Origin of the sequence: Micromonospora sp. CMU55-4, from assembly GCF_011602315.1 — a bacterium.
GTDB lineage: Bacteria > Actinomycetota > Actinomycetes > Mycobacteriales > Micromonosporaceae > Micromonospora > Micromonospora chalcea.
The window spans coordinates 181,229-200,735 of record NZ_JAAOLH010000012.1 but is presented as its reverse complement, the minus strand read 5'-3'; the positions used below and the strand labels follow the sequence as shown (position 1 = coordinate 200,735).

The 19,507-nt window shown below is 73.9% G+C and carries 19 protein-coding genes; 9 read left to right on the top strand and 10 right to left on the bottom strand.

What is annotated here, in order from left to right:
- Positions 1-25 precede the first annotated feature (25 nt).
- Entirely contained in the window at positions 26-1,135 is a 1,110-nt protein-coding gene (locus HA073_RS21480; RefSeq protein ID WP_064447370.1) for a DegT/DnrJ/EryC1/StrS aminotransferase family protein, read from the bottom strand.
- Between the two features lie 470 nt (positions 1,136-1,605).
- Here HA073_RS21480 and HA073_RS21475 point away from each other — a divergent pair, with 470 nt between their 5' ends.
- Positions 1,606-3,360, top strand: a complete 1,755-nt coding sequence (locus HA073_RS21475) for a hypothetical protein (RefSeq protein ID WP_205798049.1) — start codon at positions 1,606-1,608, stop codon at positions 3,358-3,360.
- A gap of 43 nt (positions 3,361-3,403) precedes the next feature.
- Here the strand turns inward: HA073_RS21475 and HA073_RS21470 are convergent, their stop codons facing one another.
- The 5 genes from HA073_RS21470 to HA073_RS21450 form a co-directional block, all read right to left on the bottom strand.
- Complete coding sequence (locus HA073_RS21470) at positions 3,404-4,519, bottom strand: nucleotide disphospho-sugar-binding domain-containing protein (protein WP_166457151.1); 1,116 nt, start codon at positions 4,517-4,519, stop codon at positions 3,404-3,406.
- Positions 4,520-4,614: 95 nt separating this feature from the next.
- Complete coding sequence (locus tag HA073_RS21465) at positions 4,615-5,598, bottom strand: NAD(P)-dependent oxidoreductase (protein ID WP_166457150.1); 984 nt, start codon at positions 5,596-5,598, stop codon at positions 4,615-4,617.
- Positions 5,595-6,347, bottom strand: coding sequence for a trans-aconitate 2-methyltransferase (locus tag HA073_RS21460; protein ID WP_233514704.1), 753 nt, complete (start codon positions 6,345-6,347; stop codon positions 5,595-5,597). Before HA073_RS21460 ends, HA073_RS21465 begins: the two co-directional genes overlap by 4 nt.
- Entirely contained in the window at positions 6,344-7,576 is a 1,233-nt protein-coding gene (locus HA073_RS21455) for a class I SAM-dependent methyltransferase (RefSeq protein WP_166457149.1), read from the bottom strand. Before HA073_RS21455 ends, HA073_RS21460 begins: the two co-directional genes overlap by 4 nt.
- A gap of 35 nt (positions 7,577-7,611) precedes the next feature.
- Complete coding sequence (locus tag HA073_RS21450) at positions 7,612-8,436, bottom strand: cyclopropane-fatty-acyl-phospholipid synthase family protein (protein ID WP_043325280.1); 825 nt, start codon at positions 8,434-8,436, stop codon at positions 7,612-7,614.
- A 164-nt stretch (positions 8,437-8,600) separates the two neighbouring features.
- Here HA073_RS21450 and HA073_RS21445 point away from each other — a divergent pair, with 164 nt between their 5' ends.
- The 3 genes from HA073_RS21445 to HA073_RS21435 all read left to right on the top strand — a co-directional run bounded on the left by HA073_RS21445 (position 8,601) and on the right by HA073_RS21435 (position 10,959).
- A complete protein-coding gene (locus tag HA073_RS21445; protein WP_051611109.1) occupies positions 8,601-9,605 on the top strand; it encodes an ATP-binding cassette domain-containing protein in 1,005 nt (334 codons plus the stop codon).
- Positions 9,606-9,610: 5 nt separating this feature from the next.
- The gene (locus tag HA073_RS21440) at positions 9,611-10,426 is read left to right on the top strand and encodes an ABC transporter permease (protein WP_205798118.1); all 816 of its coding nucleotides are present in this window, start codon (positions 9,611-9,613) and stop codon (positions 10,424-10,426) included.
- A 101-nt stretch (positions 10,427-10,527) separates the two neighbouring features.
- Entirely contained in the window at positions 10,528-10,959 is a 432-nt protein-coding gene (locus HA073_RS21435) for an SRPBCC family protein (protein WP_176722772.1), read from the top strand.
- 44 nt (positions 10,960-11,003) lie between these two features.
- Here the strand turns inward: HA073_RS21435 and HA073_RS21430 are convergent, their stop codons facing one another.
- Entirely contained in the window at positions 11,004-12,407 is a 1,404-nt protein-coding gene (locus HA073_RS21430; RefSeq protein ID WP_064447364.1) for an NDP-hexose 2,3-dehydratase family protein, read from the bottom strand.
- Positions 12,408-12,501: 94 nt separating this feature from the next.
- On the opposite strand from HA073_RS21430, the gene HA073_RS21425 reads away from it, so the two are divergent.
- Together HA073_RS21425 and HA073_RS21420 are read left to right on the top strand one after the other, a co-directional pair.
- Complete coding sequence (locus tag HA073_RS21425) at positions 12,502-13,227, top strand: DUF899 family protein (protein ID WP_205798047.1); 726 nt, start codon at positions 12,502-12,504, stop codon at positions 13,225-13,227.
- A gap of 17 nt (positions 13,228-13,244) precedes the next feature.
- Positions 13,245-15,053 carry a hypothetical protein gene (locus HA073_RS21420; protein WP_166457148.1) on the top strand — a complete coding sequence of 603 codons (1,809 nt, stop codon included), beginning with the start codon at positions 13,245-13,247 and terminating at the stop codon, positions 15,051-15,053.
- A gap of 12 nt (positions 15,054-15,065) precedes the next feature.
- On the opposite strand, the gene HA073_RS21415 is transcribed toward HA073_RS21420, so the two are convergent.
- Positions 15,066-15,656, bottom strand: a complete 591-nt coding sequence (locus HA073_RS21415) for a hypothetical protein (protein WP_223201166.1) — start codon at positions 15,654-15,656, stop codon at positions 15,066-15,068.
- Positions 15,657-15,828: 172 nt separating this feature from the next.
- Between HA073_RS21415 and HA073_RS21410 the strand changes: the two genes are divergently transcribed.
- Both HA073_RS21410 and HA073_RS21405 read left to right on the top strand, forming a co-directional pair.
- A complete protein-coding gene (locus tag HA073_RS21410; RefSeq protein ID WP_069087880.1) occupies positions 15,829-16,167 on the top strand; it encodes a hypothetical protein in 339 nt (112 codons plus the stop codon).
- Positions 16,168-16,265: 98 nt separating this feature from the next.
- Positions 16,266-16,670, top strand: a complete 405-nt coding sequence (locus HA073_RS21405; RefSeq protein WP_043325293.1) for a DoxX family protein — start codon at positions 16,266-16,268, stop codon at positions 16,668-16,670.
- Positions 16,671-16,706: 36 nt separating this feature from the next.
- Here HA073_RS21405 and HA073_RS21400 read toward each other — a convergent pair whose 3' ends face one another.
- Both HA073_RS21400 and HA073_RS21395 read right to left on the bottom strand, forming a co-directional pair.
- Positions 16,707-17,831 carry a glycosyl hydrolase 53 family protein gene (locus HA073_RS21400; RefSeq protein WP_166457147.1) on the bottom strand — a complete coding sequence of 375 codons (1,125 nt, stop codon included), beginning with the start codon at positions 17,829-17,831 and terminating at the stop codon, positions 16,707-16,709.
- A gap of 11 nt (positions 17,832-17,842) precedes the next feature.
- Positions 17,843-19,018 (bottom strand): cellulose binding domain-containing protein, encoded by a 1,176-nt coding sequence (locus HA073_RS21395; protein ID WP_166457146.1) that lies wholly within the window; start codon positions 19,016-19,018, stop codon positions 17,843-17,845.
- A gap of 203 nt (positions 19,019-19,221) precedes the next feature.
- On the opposite strand from HA073_RS21395, the gene HA073_RS21390 reads away from it, so the two are divergent.
- Entirely contained in the window at positions 19,222-19,500 is a 279-nt protein-coding gene (locus tag HA073_RS21390; protein ID WP_043325298.1) for a zinc ribbon domain-containing protein, read from the top strand.
- Positions 19,501-19,507: the final 7 nt, after the last annotated feature.

Genomic DNA, 19,507 nt, shown 5'->3' with positions numbered 1-19,507 from the left:
TTCTTGCGGTGCCCGCTTCGGAGCGTCACCAGGCCCGAAGGATCGTGCGCAGCGCGTCGATCACCCGGGCCTGCGCGCCCTCGTCCAGCGACGGGTACATCGGCAGCGAGAAGATCTCCCCGGCCAGCCGCTCGGTCACCGGCAGTGACCCCTCGGTGTAGCCGAGGTGGGCGAAGCCGCGCATGGTGTGCACCGGCCAGCGGTAGCTGACGTTCAGCTCGATGCCGTGGCGACGCAGCGCCGCCAGGATCTCGTCGCGCCGCGGGTGCCGCACCACGTAGAGGTAGTAGACGTGCTCGTTGCCGGGCGCGGTGACCGGCAGGCCCAGGCCGGTGCCGGCGAGCCCCTCGTCGTAGCGGCGGGCGATCGCGCGGCGGGCGGCGACGTAGCGGTCCAGCCGCCGCAGCTTGCGGCGCAGGATCTCCGCCTGCACCTCGTCCAGGCGGCTGTTGCGGCCGGGCGTCTCCTCGACGTAGTAGCGGTCCTCCATCCCGTAGTACCGCAGCCGGCGCAGGCGCCGCTCCACGTCCGGGTCGGCGGTGATCGTCGCGCCGCCGTCGCCGTACGCGCCGAGCACCTTGGTCGGATAGAAGGAGAAGGCGGCGGCGTCACCGAGCGACCCGGCCACGCGGCCGTGGTGGCGCGCGCCGTGCGCCTGCGCGCAGTCCTCCAGCACCGCGAGGCCGTGCGCGGCGGCGAGCGCCCGCAGCGGCGCCATCTCGACGCACTGCCCGTAGAGGTGCACCGGGAGCAGCACCCGGGTACGCGGCGTGATCACGTCGGCGACCCGGTCGACGCGCATCAGGCAGGTCGCCTCGTCCACGTCGACGAAGACCGGCACCGCGCCCACCGCGTCGATGGCGAGCACGGTCGGCGCGGCCGTGTTGGCGACGGTGACCACCTCGTCGCCGGGGCGTACGCCCAGCGCCCAGAGGGCCAGCGAGATGGCGTCGGTGCCGTTGGCCACCCCGACGCAGTGCGGCACGCCGTGGTAGGCGGCGAACTCCCGCTCGAAGCCGCGCACGCTCTCACCGAGCACCAGCCGGCCGGAGGAGAAGACCTGGTCCACCGCGCCGAGGACGTCCTCCCGCTCGCTCTCGTACTCGGCCAGGTAGTTCCAGACTCCGATGGTCATGGCGGCGGACCTCCCCGGGAGCGTCGTCGCCGCGGCGCCTCACCCCGGCATCACCACCCCGCATCCTAGTCGCCGCCCCATCGGCTAGCTACACGTTCGTCAACCGACGTCGGTACAGGCGGCTCCCGGCCACTGGCCCGAACGGACGGAATCACCCGGGCCGCGACGCCGTCGCCGCGGACTTGGCACCAACCCTGCGGGGCGCGCGAACAGCCTTTCCCGGCAAGCCCTCAGGACCGAGCTGACCTGCCCCGACATCGGCCACTGTCGACCACCTAGGCCCCTCCGGCAATCGATGGAAATTGCGCGCAGTGGATCTCCCTGCAGTCGACTTCCCGTCAATTGACAGTTGCAATTCGGATAGTAGGCTCGCTGCCGCGGGCGCCGCTCCCCGGCACTTCTCCGTCCCCCTCGACCGCGACGCCTGGCATGTTCCGGCCTCAATCCCGCACGTGACCAGGAGGACGTCCATGCCCCGTCCACAACTGCGCGGTCCGCTCCGGCGGGCCGCCCACATCGGAGTGATCGCGCTCGTCGCCGTCAGCAGCGGCCTGGTGCCACCCCCGGCCGCGGCCGGGGCGTCCGTGCGACGGGTAACCTCGACGGTGACCGGCAGCGACGGCCAGCCGTACCGGATCACCAACCACCTCACCCGCACGGCTCAGGCCGCCGAACGTCCGGGCGCGCCCGCCCGCCAGTGGCTGCTGGTCTGGACCGGTGACGCCGCGCCCGGCCCCGACGGCAAGCCCGACCCCGACTTCCTCGCCGTCGTGGACGCCACCCCCGGCTCCCCCGACTACGGCCGGGTGGCGAACACCGTCACCGTCGACTCGGTCTTCGGCAACGAGCCGCACCACATGCAGTACACCTGGCGCAAGGGCGACAAGGTGTACGCGGGCGGCCTGCTCAGCGACACCGTCTACGTCTTCGACGTCAGCCGGCTGCCCCGGGTCTCGCTCAGCGGCGTGACGCTGCCGCACGACACCCCGTGCGGCTCGGTGCCGGACGCGTTCACCGTCCTGCGCGACGGCACCGCGTACGGGTCGTACATGGGCGGGCCCGACGTCGCCGGGCCCTGCACCTACTCCGACGGGCAGACCCGCGTGGGCAACGGCTTCGCCGGCTCCCCCGGCGAGGTGGTCCGGCTCGGCGCCGACGGCCGGGTGCTGGCCGAGATGCCGGCGGCGAAGAAGACCGCCGAGGACCCGGTCTCCTGCCCCAACCAGCCCGCGCTGCCGGTGCCGACCTGCGCCAACCCGCACGGCATCGCGCTGCGCGAGGACCTGAACCGGCTGGTCACCAGCGACTTCGTCGAGGTGCGGCACGTCGTCGCCGGCCTGGTGACCGACCCCAACCTGCAGCGCCGCACGGTCCGCACGTACGACATCAGCGACCGGAACCGGCCCCGCCTGCTCTCCCTGTCCTACCTGCCCGACGGGCCCCGGGTCGACGACGAGTACAGCCGCGAGGGTCTGCTGGCCATGGAGCCCGCGGTGACGCACCAGCCCCGGCACAAGGGAGCGTTCGTGGCCACCGGGATGGGCGCGGTCTACTACACGCCGGACATCACCAAGCGGGAGCTGACCTGGCGGCAGGTGTTCGACGACGCGACCGCCTTCCGCCGGATCTACCCGCGTGACACCCCGACCAGCGCGGCCGACGGCGGCAGCTGGCTCATGGTGAGCCCGGACGACCGTTTCCTGTTCCACACGGTGATGTTCGGCGGCAACAACTCACCGGCCGTCAACGCCGAGTCCGGCATGGTGTACGTGCTGGACATCCGCCGGCTCCTGGCCGCCGGCAGCCGCACCTCGTGCCGCATCGACACGATCGCGGAGACCGTACGCGGCGGCGCCGAGCCGGACTGTCCCGCGCTGGTCAGCGCCCTGCCCATCGTGGACACCACACTCGGTGGGCCGCACTGGGGCGCGATGGACACGTTCCGGCCGGTGGCGGGCGGGAAGCACTTCCGCCAGACCGACCAGGTCTCCCGGGTGGTCACCTCGAACTACTTCGTGGCGCCCACCGGACTCGACGGTGACGCCCGGATCTGCATGGCGCTGGTCGACCCGGCGGGCCGGCTCACCGAGGACCGCGCGTTCCGCGACGAGCACACCGGCCGGCGCTGCGTGAGCTTCGACCGGACGAGCTGGCCGCACGGCGACACCGGCAAGGCGAACCCGCACGGGCTGCTCTTCGCGGTGGCCGACGCGCAACTGCGCTGACCGCAACCGGCGGCGGGCGGCGACGAGCCGCCCGCCGCCGCGCTCACACCGCCGCGGCCAGCCGGGGCACCACCTCGGCCGGGGACGGCAGCGCCGCGATCTCGGCCCGCACCTCGCCGGTCACCCGGCCCAGCTCCGCGTCGGTGAGCAGCCGGCCGATCGCGGCGGCGTCCAGCTCGTCCACCGAGCCCAGCACGTGCGCCAGCCCCCGGCCGCGCAGCAGCTCGCCGGTGACCAGCTCGTCCGGCGAGCCGGGCAGCACCAGCTGGCGGACGCCGAGCGCGGCGCAGGTCAGCGTCGTGCCGTCGCCGCCATGGTGGATCGCGGCGGCGCAGCCGCGCAGCAACTGGTTCAGCGGCACCCAGCCGGTGGTCCGCACGTTCGGCGGCAGGTCGGCCGGAGCGGCCGACTCCCCGATCGCCAGCACGAACTCGGCGTCCAGCCCGGGCGCGGCGGCGAGCACCCGCGCGATGCCGGCGGCGAACCGGTCCGGCCCGCCGAGCGTGCCGAACGTGACGGCGATCCGGGGCCGGGCGACCGGTTCCCGCAGCCAGTCGGGCAGCACCCCGCCGCCGTTGTACGGCACGTAGCGCATGGAGATCTCGGCCGGTCCGCCCTCGACCAGGCTGGGCGGGGCGATGTCGACGGTCCGGATGCCCTCGGGCAGCGTCACCCCGTGCCGGCGCATCGCCACCGCGCCGGGCAGCTCGCGCAGCAGGTCGGGGGTGAACCGGGCCAGCCCGAGGCTGTGCGCCACCGCCGGCACCTTCAGCCGGGCGGCGACGACCGGGCCGACCGCGAAGATCGGGTCGTACACCACCAGGTCCGGCTGGACCCACTCGCCGAGCGCGACGTGGGCGTCGACGAACGGGTCCCAGGCCGACACGATGTACGGCTTGCGTTCCTCCATCTCCGCGATCGGGTCGGCGCCGATCGGCTCGAACAGGCGCGGCACGTCGCGGATGAACTGCGCCTGCATGTCCGAGGTGGTGCGTCCGGGCACCGCGTCCAGGACCGGCAGCCCGGCCCGGGCCACCGCCAGCGCGTCACCGGCGGTGACGAAGACGACCTCGTGCCCGGCGCCGCGGAACGCCCACCCGAGCGGTACCAGCGGGAACGCGTGGCCGATGGCCGGACCCGGCATGAACAGTACGCGCATGACTCCTGCCCTCCCTGTCGTCGCGGCGGCACGGCCGACGCCGTACCGCCGAGCCGGTGACGCCGGTCGCGCCACCTGTCGATTCCCCGCCGGCGCTACGGCGCCCGCTGACGCGGCGGCCCCGCCGCCGCCGGCTCCCCGTCGCCGGAGTAGCGGCGCAGCTCGTCGTGCCAGAAGTCGGTGACCGCCCGGCGCAGGTCGCGGCGCGGCCGCCAGCCGAGGGCCGCCGCAGCGGGCGCCGGGTCGACGCACGACCACCGGGTCCCGGCCCGCCAGCCGGTCGGGCCGGCACGCTCCACCACTGTCGCCTGCACCCCGCTGACCTGCACCAGGAGCCGGACCAGCGTCCGCACCGGCACCGCCTCGCCGCGGCCGATGTCGAGGACGCGGCCGGTCACCGGGCGCCCGGCGGCGGCCAGCACGGCCTCGGCGGCGTCCCGGACGTCGACGAAGTCACGCCGGGCCTCCAGCGGGGCGAGCGTCACCCGCGCGGCGACGCCGGCCCGCGCGGCCGGCGCCAGCGCGGCGGCGACCCGGCCCAGCAGGCTGGTCGCGGGCAGCCCCGGGCCGAGCGCGTTCACCAGCCGCAGCACCACCGCGTCGACCTCACCGGCGTCGGCTGCCGCCAGTACGGCCCGGGTCGCGGCCAGTTTCGCCCGGCCGTACGCGGTGTCCGGCGCGGGCGTACGGCGCGGATCGGCCGGCGCGACCGGCTGCCCGTACTCCAGCACCGAGCCGAGATGGACCAGCCGGGGGCGGCAGGCGGCGCGGCGCAGCGCGTCGAGCAGCAGTGCGCTGAGCCGGGTGCAGCGCTCCGCCATCCGGCCGGGGTCCAGTCCCCAGCTGCTGCCGGTGGAGTCGACCACGGCGACCGGGTCCTCGGCGTCCAGCAGCCGCGCCAGCGTCCCCGGACCGGTGCCGCCGAGGTCGAGCGCGGTGAACCGGTGCCGGTGGCCGGCCGGGGCGCGGCGGGCCACCGTGAGCACGTCGTGGCCGGCGTCGACGAAGGCGTCCGCGACATGGGCGCCGACGAACCCGGTGCCGCCGAGCACGACCACGCGAGGCCGGTCGCCGGTCACCGCGCACCTGCGGGCCGGGCGATCCACAGACCCCACCGGAACGGCGGCGCCGTGACGTGCGCGGCGGCGAGCCCGGCCCGGGCGAACGCGGCGGCGAAGTGCTGCGGCCGGAACAGCGTCAGATCGGTCGTCGCGGTGTCGTGCCGGATGCCGGCCTCCGGGTCGGCGTACGCCTGGTGCACTGTCATCCGGATCCGGTCGCGCGCGTCGTCGAGCCACGTCGAGTGGGACAGCCGGACCACCACCCGGTCCTGCTCCTGCACCATGTCGCGGGCCACGTAGCCGGGGACGAACGTCTCCGGCGTGTACCAGGGCTCGACCGCCAGCACGCCGCCCGGCGTCAGGTGGGCGGCCAGCCGTGCGACGGTCCGGTCCAGTTCGGCGGCGCCGCGCAGGTGCGGCACCGCGAAGAGGCAGACCACCACGTCGAAGGTGTCGGCCAGGTCCAGGTCGCGCATGTCGCCCTCGTGCAGGGCCACGTCCGGCACCCGGGCGCCGGCTCGGGCCAGCATCTCCGCGGACAGGTCCACGCCGGTCACCGGGGCGAAGTGGGTCCGCAGGTGCTCCAGGTGCAGCCCGGTGCCGCAGGCCACGTCGAGCAGCGAGGCGGCGGCCGGGTTCCGGCGCCGGACCGTCCGGGCGAGCGTGGCGGCCTCGGCGATGTGGTCGCGGCCCCGGTGCCGCATCACCAGGTCGTAGATCTCCGGGTATCCGGCGCGGTAGAAGCCGCGCGCCACCGATGCCGTCACCGTACGCGCACGGTGGGCACGTAGTGGATCCACCGGCCGCCGGCGGCCCGGAAGCCGGTCTCCTTCGCCATGATCTCCTCGGCGTGGTTCCAGGCGAAGAGCACCGCGTAGTCCGGGTAGGGGTCGGCGAATGCCTCGGGCGGGCGGACCGGGATGTGCGCGCCCGGGGTCAGCCGGCCCTGCTTGGCCGGGGTGGTGTCGCAGACGTACGAGATCAGCTCCGGCCCGAGCCCGCAGTAGTTGGTGACGGTGGCGCTCTTCGCGGTGGCCCCGTAGGCCGCGACGGTGCGGCCCTCCTCTCTCAGCGAGCGCAGCAGCGCGACCAGCTCGGACCGGGTACGCGCGACGGCGGCGGCGAACCGGCGCACCGCCGCCTCCCCGGTCACTCCCTGCTCCCGTTCCTGGCGCAGCAGGTCGGCGACGGCCGGGGACGGGGTACGCGCCCCGGCGCGGGCGAGCGTGTAGCGCACCTCGCCCCCGTGCACCGGGAGCCGCCGCACGTCCACGAGCTCCAGCCCGAAGCGGGCCGCGGCGGCCCGTACCGAGTGGGCGGTGAAGTAGTAGAAGTGCTCGTCGTAGATCTGGTCGAAGGCGGTCCGGGCGAGGATGTCGCCGAGGTACGGGTCCTCGAAAACGAGGACGCCGCCGGGGGCGAGCAGCAGCCGCGCGCCGCGCAGCACCGAGTCCAGGTAGGGCAGGTGGCAGATCGTGTTGGCGGCGTAGATGACGTCGGCCGGCCCGTCGGTGGCGAGCACGTCGGCGGCGGTCTCCTCCTCGAAGAAGTCGGTACGCACCCGTACGCCCTGCCCACGGGCCAGCTCGGCCACCCCGGCGGACGGCTCGAAGCCGAGGTGGCGTACGCCGGCCGCGGCCACGGTCCGCAGCATCACCCCGTCGTTGCAGCCCAGCTCGACGCAGAACGCGCCGGGCCGGGTCAGCTCGGTGGCGAGCAGTTCCCGGCCGGTGCCGGTGAAGTGCGCGCGCATCACCGACGACAGCGACGAGCGGTACGGGTAGTCGTGGTGGAACATCCGCTCGCGCGGCACCTCCTCGACGAGCTGGACCATCGTGCAGTCGGCGCACCGGCCCACCGCGAGGCGGTAGAAGAACTCGCCGTCGAGGTCGGCCGGGCGGGGGAACGCGTCGGAGAGGGGCTGGCGGCCGAGGTCGAGCATCTCGGTCACCGGGCCGCCGCAGATCCGGCAGCCGGTGACGGCGGGGGCGGTCATCTGCCTGCTCCTTCCGGTCACCGGTGCCGGGCGGGTCAGCGCGGCTTGTGGGCGGCGATGACGACGCAGCCGACCTTGGTGCGCAGGACGTCGAGCACGGCCGGCATCTCGGCGAGGAAGGCGTCGATCTTCTCGGCGCCGTGCGCGGCGGCGAGCGTGTCGCGCCGCTGCTGCACCCGCTCGTGGTACGCGGGGAACGAACGGCTGATCTTGTCGCCGCAGCTGAGGAACTCGTCCACCACGAATCCGGCGTCGCGGACCAGGTCGAACGCGGCCATCGGCGGGCCGGGCGGGGCGAGGGTGAAGTCGGTGAGGATCTGCCGGTCCCGCTCGGTGAGCGGGGCGTCCTCGGCGAGGTCGGTGAGCACGAGCCGGCCGCCGGGCTTGAGTACGCGGCGGATCTCGGCGAGCCACTGCCGGCGGTCCTGCGCGTGCACCAGGGACTCGAAGGCGAGCACCTTGTCGAAGGAGGCGTCGGGGTAGCTCAGCGCGGCGGCGTCGCCGAGCTCGAAGCGGACCTGGCCACGCAGCCCGGACTCGTTGACCCGTTCCCGGGCCCGCTTGAGGTGCTCGGCGCTGTTGGTGATGCCGGTGATGTCGGCGTCGCTGCGCTGGCCGAGCCGGATGGCCGGCTCGCCGGCGCCGCAGCCGACGTCCAGCAGCCGATCGCCGGGGCGCAGGCCGAGGCGGTCGCCGACGATGTCGGTGAACCGGTTGATGGCCTCCAGGAAGGGCGTGCGGTCGTCGTCGTCCTCCCACCATCCGAAGTGGATGTTTCCGCCGAGCACCTCGACGGCCCAGGCGCCGTCGTCGTAGATCTCCGCTACCTCGTCGATTTCGGTCAGCTCGCGTGTGGACACGTCCGCTCCTCCACTCTCGGCGGCAAGTTGCTGCTTGAGAATGTTATAGCTATCGACCGACGGGTGTCCATGCGACGATCACGTGGTGGCGGAACGCGCGCGACGCGCGGATCAAGAGGCGTGACCGGAGCGAAACGTCCTGCTACTATATGTTTGTGAACACAATGTCGCGTACGGCTGGGTTGTCCGCACAGCAGACCGACACTCCCGCCATCGAGATCACACGATTGCGCAAATCCTACGGCGAGGTGCGCGCGCTCGACGGGATCGATCTGCGCGTGTCGGCCGGAAGCGTGTTCGGCGTGCTCGGCCCCAACGGCGCCGGGAAGACGACGATCGTCCGCACCCTCGCCACGCTCGTCCCGCCCGACAGCGGCGAGGTCCGCGTGCTCGGCCACGACGTGGTGCGCGAGGCCGGGGCGATCCGCGACCGGATCGGGCTGACCGGGCAATACTCGTCGGTCGACGAGGAACTGTCCGGCCGGGACAATCTCGTCCTGCTCTCCCGGCTACGCGGCTTCTCCTGGAGCGCGGCCCGCCGCCGCGCCGAGGAGCTGCTCGCCACGTTCGGCCTGGAGGAGGCCGCCGCCCGGCTGGTGCGGACCTACTCCGGCGGCATGCGCCGTCGGCTCGACATCGCCAGCAGCATGATCGTGACACCCGACCTGATGTTCCTCGACGAGCCGACCACCGGGCTGGACCCGCACAGCCGCAACCAGGTGTGGGAACTCGTCCGGGGCATGGTCGGCGAGGGCGCCACCGTCCTGCTCACCACGCAGTATCTCGACGAGGCCGACCAGCTCGCCGACCGGATCGCGGTCGTCGACCACGGCCGGGTCATCGCCGAGGGCACGCCGGTGGAGCTGAAGCGGTCGATCGGTGCGAGCGTGCTGCGGGTGCGGTTGCGCGACGCCGGGCAGCGGGAGACGGCAGAGCGGATGCTGGCGGAGGCGCTGGGCACGGCGGTGCACGCCGGCGCCGACCGGATGGAGCTGACCGCGCAGGTCGCGGCCGAGGAGGAGGCCACCCGGGCGCTGGCCGCCCTCACCGGGGCCGGCGTCGGCCTGGCCGAGTACGCCTTCGGCCACGCCACCCTGGACCAGGTGTTCCTCGCCCTCACCGGGCACCGGGCGGACGGCTCGCGGACCGAGACCGAGGAGGCGGCGTGAGCAGCATGGTGGAGACCGGCACCGGCCGTGGCGCCTCGGCGCCGTCCGCGGCGCGGCCGGCACGTCCCGGCGCGCTGTCGTCCACGCTGACCTTCGCGTGGCGGGCGGTGCAGAAGGTGCGCCGGGACCCGACGCAGATCCTCGAGGCGCTCGGCGTGCCGGTCATGTTCACGCTCGTCTTCGGCTTCCTGTTCGGCGGCGCGCTGGCCGGTTCGACGTCGAGCTACATGCAGTTCTACATCCCGGGCATCGTGGTGTTCACCGGGATCATGATCAGCATGCGGATCGGCGCGGTGGTCAACCTGGACAACTCCCGGGAGGTGACCGACCGCTTCCGCGCGCTGGCCATCTGGCGGCCCGCCGCGATCGTCGGCACCCTGCTCGGCAACAACGTGCTCTACGTCGTCGGCTGCGCGGTCGCCGTGGCGGTCGGGCTCGCGGTCGGCTTCCGGCCCGACGGTGGCGTGCTCGGCGTCCTCGCCACGATCCTGATCACCCTGGTCTTCGTCTTCTCCTTCTCCTGGGTGTACGTGGTCTTCGGGCTCGCCCTGAAGTCACCGACCGCCGCCCTGAGCGCCTGCCAGGCGATCGTCTTCCCGGTGTCGTTCGTCAGCAACTTCTTCGTGCCGCAGGAGACGCTTCCCGGCTGGCTGCAGGCCGTGGTCGGCCTGAACCCGTTCGCGTTGACGGTCACCGCCGCGCGCGGCCTGGCCCATGGCACGGCGACCGCCGGTGAGGTAGGCGCGGCGCTGGTCGGCTGCGCGGCGCTGGTGGCCGTCTTCGCCCCGCTCTCCATGTTCCTGTACCGCCGGCGGGCCTGACCCCGCCACCGTTTGTACGCAGTGCCGATGACACGAGAAGGGAACACGGCTACCCCGTGGACAGCGACCGTTTGACTCAACCGCCTGCCGTCACCGCGCAGATGCTCATCCGCAGGCCCGCCGCCGAGGTCTTCGAGGCGTTCGCGGACCCGGCGGTGACCACGAAGTTCTGGTTCACCAAGAGCAGCGGCCGGCTCGAACCCGGCGCCACCGTCACCTGGGACTGGGAGATGTACGGCGTCTCCACCGTCGTCACGGTCAAGGACGTCGAGAAGAACAGCCGCATCCTGGCCGAGTGGGACCCGGAGTCCCCCACCCAGCTCGAATGGCGGTTCCTGCCGGGCGAGGGTGACACGACGCTGGTCCGGGTCACCGAGACCGGCTTCGCCGGCAGCGCCGACCAGGCCGTGGCGAAGGCGATCGACTCGATGGGCGGGTTCACCATGGTGCTCTGCGCCTGCAAGGCGCTGCTGGAGCAGGGTGTGCTGCTCAACGCGGTCGGCGACGCCCACCCGACCGGCTTCGGCGACTGACCGCCGTCGCGGCGGGCGGACCGGGCGCGACCCGGTCCGCCCGCTCAGCCGGCGTCCAGCAGCCCGCGCAGGCAGGCGATCAGGCTGCGGGCCGAGACGTTCACGTAGTTGCTGTGCCGCAGCAGTTCCGAGAGCTGGTGCAGCGTCACCCAGCGGTACTGGTCGCTCTCCAGGTCGACGTCGTCGGTCTCCACCACCAGATAGCTGCTACGGGCCCGGTAGAGCCGTCCGCCCTCCTCGGAGAGGAGCGCGCGGAACCGGACCCGCTCCGGCGGCGCGCCGAGCACCTGGTCCAGGAAGGGCGGACGCGCGGCGGCGGGCAGGTAGTCGAGCGTGGCGGGCGTGCACTGGACCGTCGGCGCCAGTTCCACCACGTCGACGAAGCCCGGTTCGACCCGGGCGTGCGCCAGCACGTGCAGCACACCGTCGAGACGGGTGGCCAGGAACGCCACCACCCCCTGGCCGCAGGGCCGCAGCATCGGCTGCGACCAGCTCGCCACCTCGCGCCCCTCGGCGTCCACGTCCACGCCGATGACCTCGAAGAACAGCCCACTGTCGTGTCGCAGGGAGACCTCGCCGAGATGCCACGCCGCCTGTCCGCGCAGCGCCGTCCGGTCGGCGTCCACCTCGGTCCGGCTGCGGACGTCGGTGATCCAGTGCAGCAGCTCGCCGGTGTGGTGCCGGCTGCCCGGCCCGGGTCGGCAGGAGCGGCGCAGCGCGGCCGTGAAGGCGTCCCCGGCCGGGCCGGCCGCCCGGGCCGTCAGCTCCGCCGGCAGGCACGAGAGCACGGTACGGATGTCCATGTTGACCAGGTCGTCGTGGCGCAGGAGCCGGTGCAGCTGGGCGAGGCTGAGCCAGCGGAACCCGGGCGGCGGCACGATGTCCTCGTCGGTGAGGACCACCATGTTGCGGTTGCGTTTGCGCAGGAACCAGGACCCGTGCTCGGACTGGCGGACGTCCACGAGCACCCGGCGCGGGTCCGGGTCGCGGAAGTGGTGCAGGAACGGCACCGGGCGGCCGCCGTGCACGCCGGTCCAGTTGCTCCGGGTGGCCTGGACGGTGGGCGCGAGCTGGTGGCCGTCCTGGTTGCCGGGCTCCGCCTTGGCCTGCACCAGCACCCGCAGCGTGTCGCCGTCGCGGCGGGCGAGCAGCCCGAGGATGCCCACCTCCGGCTGGTGCAGCACCGGCTGGTCCCAGCGGGGCACGGCCGCGCCCGGCACCTCGACGGAGAGCCCTTCCACCCGGAAGAACCGGCCGCTGCGGTGGGCCAGGACTCCGGTGTCGGCGTCCTGGCGCCAGCCGCGCAGGCCGGCCAGGGGCACGACGTCCACACGCATCGGGGCCTGGCGGCGCCAGTCGGCGAGCCACTCGTGGATGTCGGCGTCGGGGTCGGCGGTGGCGAACCGGCCGTGCTGCGGCAGCCCTGGTGGCGCGGTCGTCTCCGTCACGCGCGTACCCCCTTTGTCGACACCTACCCGTTGATCACTTCTATATCCTATAGCGAACGGCCGGCGTTAGCGCGGGTCGAGGAAGGACGAGAGGATGACTGAGGACGCGAGCGCGCCGGCGCTGCCGATGTGGCCGGACGGCGCCGACGCCGGATACGTGGCCGCGCGGCTGCGCCTCGCCGAGGCCGAACGCCGCCTGTGTGACCAGATCGAACAGGTCGCCGCCGCCCGGCGGGAGCTGCCGCTCGGCGCGCCGGTGGCCGACGTCGCGCTCACCGAGGGACCGGCCGACCTGACCGCGCCCGGCCCGTTGCGCCCCGTCCGGCTGTCCGCGCTCTTCGGCGCGCACCGCACGCTCCTCGTCTACCACCTGATGTTCCACCCGGACGCCGACGCCGCCTGCCCGATGTGCTCGATGTGGGTGGACGGGTTCCACGGCGTCGCCCACCACCTCCAGCAGCACACCGCGTTCGTGGTGGTCGGCAAGGCCCCGGCGGAGAAGCTGCGCGCCTGGGGCGCCCGGCGCGGCTGGGGCGGCCTGCGGCTGCTCTCCAGCCACGGCACCGACTTCAACGCCGACCTGCGCGCCGAGCACCCGAACGGCGACCAGCGCCCGATGGTCAGCGTGCTGGTCCGCGACGGCGACGGCGTCCGGCACTTCTACAGCCAGCCGGCCAACTTCGTCGACGGCACCGAGCGCGGCATCGACCTGCTCTCCCCGGTGTGGAACGTGCTCGACCTGCTGCCGCGGGGCCGCGGCGACTGGTACGCCGCCAACACGTATCCCCCGGTTGCCGACCCGGCCGATCGACCCGTGTGACAGCCGAGGAGACACGAGTGCCCGACCGCACCGCGACACCGCGTACCGCCGACGGTCGCCGGGGCGTACCCCGATCGGCCGGACGGCTCACCGGCGCGGCCCTCGCCGCAGTGGCGGCCACGCTGCTGGCGGCGGGGCCGGCCCACGCCGCGGACGGCGGCGGTGTCGCGCCGGCCGCCACCGGGTTCGCCGCGCTGCTCGCCCTCGCCGCGACGGCCACCACGGCTGGGCTTGTGCTGCTGCGACCGCTCGCCGCCCCGGCGCCCCGCCGCCTCACCGCCACGGCGGTGACCGCCGCCGTCGCGCACCTGCTCACCCTCGGCCTGGGCGGGGACGCCCCCGCCGCCGGAACGCTCGTGCTCGCGGCGGCCTGCCTCGCCCTGCCCGGGTGCGCCGGGCGGCGCGCGGTCGGCGTACCCCTGGCTCTGCTCGTGTCCGCCGGGGCCGGCCTGCTGGCGCTGTCCACCGCGACAGTCGCGGAGGCGACGGCCGCCGCCGGGCACGGGCTCGCCGCCGCGGTGCTGCTGGGCGGCGTCGCCACAGTGCTCGGCGCGGACTCGGCCCGGCGGCGCGTCGCCCACCGGGCGGCGCCCTGGATGCTCGCCGCCGCCACCGCCGAGGCGGCGGCCGGCGCGGTGCGGCTCGGTACCGACCACGCCGCCCTCGGCCCGGAAGGCCCCGGATGGGCCGGCCCGGCACGCTGGGTCTGCCTTGCGGTCGCCGTGGCCGGAGCCGTGGGCCTGGGCGCCGGCCTGCGACGCCGACGGCAGCCGGACCGGGCGTTGCTGCGGGGACAGGCGGTCGTGCTGCCCGCGGTCGTCATCGTCGCCGCCACCGCGACCGCCGTGGCGCTGCCCGCGCCGCCCGGCCGCCCCGGCGCGCCGCTGCTCGTCGCAGTGGACAACGGCGGCCGGGGCCTCCCGCTGGTGGTGGCGCCGCAGCGGCCCGGCTGGAACCTCGTGCACGTCGGCGCGGAGGGAGTCTCGGTCGGGACGCGGGCGGACCGCCTCTCCCCCGCCGTCCGGCTGCCCGGTGCCACCAACGGCTGGGCCCTCGTACACCTTCCGCCCGGCCCGAGCCGGCTGCACGTCGCGTACGGCGGACGCCAGGCCGTGATTCGGCTGGACGCCGGGGCGGCCGACGCGCCCGGTCCCGACCTGCGCGGTCCGGACGGGCCGGAGTGCGTCAGCGCGGCCCTCGGCGTGCTCCTGCGGGACGACCCGCAGCCGCTGTCGCGCTGCCCCGCGGACGCCCTCACCTCCGGTGACCGCGAGGACCTCGACGCCACAGTCGCCTTCCTCGTGCCCCGGGCCGAGGGCGCCCTCAGCGTCGTGGGCGACTCCTCGGCCCGCTCCGTCGCGGCGGTCGCCGCCGTCACCGACGCCGCGCGCCGCGCCGGACTGCGTGTCGTACCCCCGGGGTCCGGACGGCATCCGACGCTCGTGGTCACCGGCTGGGCCGGGGCGGAGGCGGCGCTGCGCGACGCCGCGCGGGGGCCGGGCGCGGCGGCCGGCACCTATCTGGCGCCCTGGCTGCTCACCGCCGCGGTGCTGCGCCCCGCGACCGGGCAGATGCTCGCGCTCCGGTTCGACCCGCGCGCGGAGCCGGTGTCCCGGTACGTCGCGGAGCTGGCCCGCCGTTTCCCCGGCGAACCCGCCACCGTCTCCGGTTACCTGGCCTGGCAGGGCGGCTCACCCGCCGGGCCGGCCCGGATGTACGCGGCGGCCGCGGTCTCGCTGCCCGGCCCGGTGGCGCACGGCGGGCACGGCCGTTCCGGCTTCCTGCCCGGCGGCACGGTGACCGCGGTGACCGGCCCGCTCGGCTGAGTCGCGACCGCGCTACCGCCCGGGCGGACTCCCGATGATCTTCGGACCGTCCTCGGCGGGCCGCCGCACGTCCTGGTGGTAGTACGCCCGCAGTCCGGCCCGGGCGGCCGCCGGGGCCCCGAGCCAGCGGAGCAGGTTGCGGCCGTCACTGCGGGGCGAACTCCCCGGAACGAGATTGCCCAGGCCGAGCAGCGCTCCGACGAACGCGGCGCTGAACAGCGCCAGGCGCGTCGACACCGTTGCCGTGTGCGTCGCCACGACGACGAGCGCCGCGGCGGCGCCCAGGTTCGCCACCGGGCCGCCGAGATGGAACAGCGCCATCCGCAGCGGCAACGCCGGCATCGACGCCGACGGCCGGACCGACACCTCGTTGCGCCATCCGGTGAAGGGCGCGATGTGGACCGCGACGACCGGCAGGCGCAGCAGCTTCGCCGCGACGAGGTGGCCTCCCTCGTGCAGGGCGAGGTGCAACCACAACGACAGGCAGGTGAGGCCGGCGGCGGCGATCGCACCCGTCAGGGACTCGGTGACGAGCAGCGCGAGCGCCATCGTCTCCACCGCCAGCAGCAGAGACGCGGCGACGAGCCGGCGGCGCAGCTTCACCGGGCGATGGTACGGCCTGATCGACCCATTGGGCGGCCCCGGAAATCGGATGCCTGGCCCGATCCATGATCAGCAGAATGGGGGCGTCCACCGGCGACGGGAGGTGACCGGCATGCCAGAGAGGCGTTAGTCCCGCGCATGGTGCGCGGGCGGCCGGAAGGGCGGTCGTCACATGGCCCGTACCGACATCCACCGACCCGAGCGTGTGCAGCAGCGGGATCCGTACCTGCGCCGCTGGTTCACCGACATCCACCGGCACCACCTGGGCGCCTGCGACCTGGCCGAGTTCCTCGCCGCGCCCGAGTGGATCCGCACCCGCTGCCACCGCGAGGTGTCGGCGCAGGCGCCCAACCTCTGCGGCTGCCGGCTCTGCACGTTCCAGGCCTGCCGCAGGCTCGGCCGCCGCCAGGAGCGCGTCGCCTGGCGTTCGATCCGCCGGCGGCTGCTCGCCGAGCACCGGGGCGGCGAGCGTGATCTCGACGTGCCCCCGATCCGCGGCAAGGCCTGGTAGCGGTCCGCCGGATCACCGATGAGTTCACATGTCCTGTCCGGTCTCAGCTGGTGCATCCGTTCGGATGCACCAGCTGATTCTTCAGGAGGACGAGAGCCATGAGCGTTGTCGACACCACTCCCCCGCCCGTCGCCCGTGGGCTGCACCGCACGCTGTGGGTGCTCCAGGGTTTCCTCGGCGTCTTCTTCATCGTCGCCTCGGCCGGCCCCAAGTTGTTCGGCGAGACGAACACCGTCCAGTCCTTCGAGGACATGGGCGCAGCGCCCTGGTTCCGCTACTTCATCGGCCTGGTGGAGCTGGCCGGTGGCATCGGGCTGCTGGTGCCGCGGCTCGCCGGCCTGGCCGCCGTCGGGCTGGCGCTGCTCATGGTCGGCGCCGCCATCACCCAGGCGTTCATCCTGGACGGCGGCGCGCTGGTCATCACCCCGGTGGTGCTGTTCTTCCTGTTCGTGTTCATCGCCTGGGGCCGGCGCGACTCGATAGGCCGCCTCTTCAGGCGATGAGCAGGCGGGTGCACCCGGGGTGCGGCCGGCGGCCGGTCACGGCGTCCAGCGCACCCCCGGGTTCACCCGCCCGGACCAGTCGAAGACGGCCATGTTGTCCCAGCCGTTCCCGGTGCCGTTGATGTTCGCCGGGTCCCAGCCGTTGCCGGGGACGGCGTACCAGGTCGGCTCCCAGTAGAAGACCCCGATGGCGCCGGCGTTGCGGGCGGTGTTCTGGACCCAGTCGAACTGCTGGGCCTGCCCGGCCCAGGTCGCGCTGATCCCGTCGCAGGTGACGTCGCCGATGACGTTCGGCTGGCCGTCCGCGTCGTCCCGGGTGAACGGGTACGCGGTCTCCACGATCACCACCGGCTTCCCGTAGCGGTTCCGCAGGTCGACGATGTTGTTGTAGAGGTTCGCCAGGCTGCCGTGCCACATGCAGTAGTACGACAGGGCGGTCATGTCCCACTGCACGCCCTGGGCGCGGATGCCGTCGTAGAACCAGCGGGCGTTGGCGTTGCTGTCGGCGTTGGCGGTGTGGATCATGACCGGGATGCCGCCGCCGCAGGCCTTCACCGCGTTGTAGCCCTGCTTCAGCAGGCCGGCCAGCGGGGCGAAGTCGTTGTTGACGACCTTCCCCTCGTTCCACAGCATCCCGACGTTGATCTCGTTGCCGATCTGCACGCTGTCCGGCAGCGTGCCCTGCCCGCGCAGGGCGGCGCAGACGTCGTACGTGAAGGCGTACACGTCGTTGCGCAGCTGGTTCAGGCTGTGGCCGGCCCAGGCGGCCGGCTTGTACTGCTTGCCGGGGTCGGCCCAGGTGTCGGAGTAGTGGAAGTCGATGAGGACCTTGAGGCCCTTCGCCTTGGCCGCTCTCGCCTGGACCAGCACCTTGCTCTTGTTGTTGTAGCCGCTGGCCGGGTTGTTCCAGACGCGCAGCCGGACGTAGTTGACGCCGGCGGACCTGAGGATGTCCAGCGGGTCACGGGCGACCCCGCCCGCGTCGTAGTACTTCGCCCCCAGGTCCAGGCTGCGCTGCAACGACGAGACGTCCGCGCCCCGCATGCTGAGCGTGTTCGCGGCGGAGACGGGCGCCGGCGTACCCCCGATCGTGGTGGTGACGGCGAGGACGACGGCCGTGACGGCCCCGGCCAGGGCGCGGCGGCGGTGGCGTGTGGTCACAGGACTTCCTCTCAGCCGACTGTGCAGGGGGCGCCGTTGAGCGAGAAGCCGGTCGGCGGCGCGTCGCTGGCGCCCCACCGTCCCTGGAAGCCGAAGGTCGCGGATCCGTCCGGGGCGATGACGCGGTTCCAGTCGACGTTGCGGGCGGTCACCGTGGCGCCGGTCTGCCCGACCGTGGCGTTCCACGCGTTGGTGATCTGCTGGTCGCCGGGGAAGCCGAACATGACGATCCAGCCGTCGACCGCCGCCGTCCCGGTGTTCTGGACCGTCACCGTGGCCACGAAGCCGCCGGCCCACTCGGACTGGTTCCGGTAGGTCACCCGGCAGGTCGAGGGCGGCGGTGGTGGCGGCGTGGTCGTCGTGGGCACGGTGACCGTGTTGGAGGCGATCGACACGTTGCCGGCGGCGTCCCGGGCCCGCACGTAGTACAGGGTGCGCAGCGGCGTCGACGGGGGCAGCGGCCCGGTGTACGTGGTCCCCGGCACGGTGGCGACGAGCGTCGAGGTGAACCAGCCGTCGAACCGGTAGACGTTGTACCCGAGCACGCCGACGTTGTCGGTCGACGGTGCCCAGGACAGCGTGGCGGTGGAGCCGGTCACCTCGCCGACTGTGAGGTTCTGCGGCGCGCTCGGCGGGGTGGTGTCCGGGCCGGTGTCGGTCACCGGGGTGACCACAGTCAGCGCGTCGGTGGCGGCCGAGCGGCGGCCGTCGCCGTCGCGGGCCGACACCCGGAACGAGTACTGCCGGCCCGGCTGGATGTAGTTGGTGATCGTGGTGGTGGTGACGTCGCCGAGGCTGAGGCTGTAGATCACGTCGTCGAACGCCTGGTAGTAGGTGATGTCGTACCCGACGACCGGGCAGCAGCCGCGCGTGGCGGCCGTCCAGGTGAGGGTGACCGAGGTGGTCCGCACCTGGGTGGCGGTCAGATTCGTGGGCGGGCTCGGCGGGAACGGCGTGGTGCTGGGCGTGCTGGGCGTCGACGTGGGCGGCGAGACGGTCCCGGTCGGGTCCGCGACGGGCGCCGCGGCCCCGCCGGGCGCCGGTGCGACAGCGGGGTACGCGGCGCCGGCGCCCGCCGGCGGCACCGCGGTCAGGGCGGTGCCGAGCACCGCCGTGGACACCACGACGGCCGCCGGCAGACCCGGCCGCAGACGGCGCAGAAGTGAGGACGAGGAGACGGCAGCCATACGCCGACGATGCCGCCAACGCATCGATGATCGCCAACGTATCCCACACCTCGGTCGGGGCGGCAACCCGGCGACCAAGGCACCACCTTTGCCTGATTCGTCGTTTTGCGCCGCCTATCTGAGCAATCAGCCACAATCGGAGAGACAGGGTGAGCCGCTGCGGAACGGCCACCGCACACACGAAGGCTGGACGGGAATCGGCGATGGCCACCTTCGAGTACCGCTGCCCGCAGGACGGCAGCTTCGACGTCGTGATGCCCGTCGGCACCGCGGGCCCGTCGACGAGCTGCCCCCGATGTGACGGCCCGGCGACCCGGGTGTTCTCCGCGCCCCGGCTCACCCGCACGCCGGCGGCGCTGCGCGAGGCCATCGACCGGACCGAACGCAGCGCGGAACAGCCGGCGGTGGTCGGGCAGGTGCCCGGCCGTCGCCCGGCGCGCCGCTCGACGAACCCGGCCCACGCCCGACTGCCCCGATGGTGACCACGAG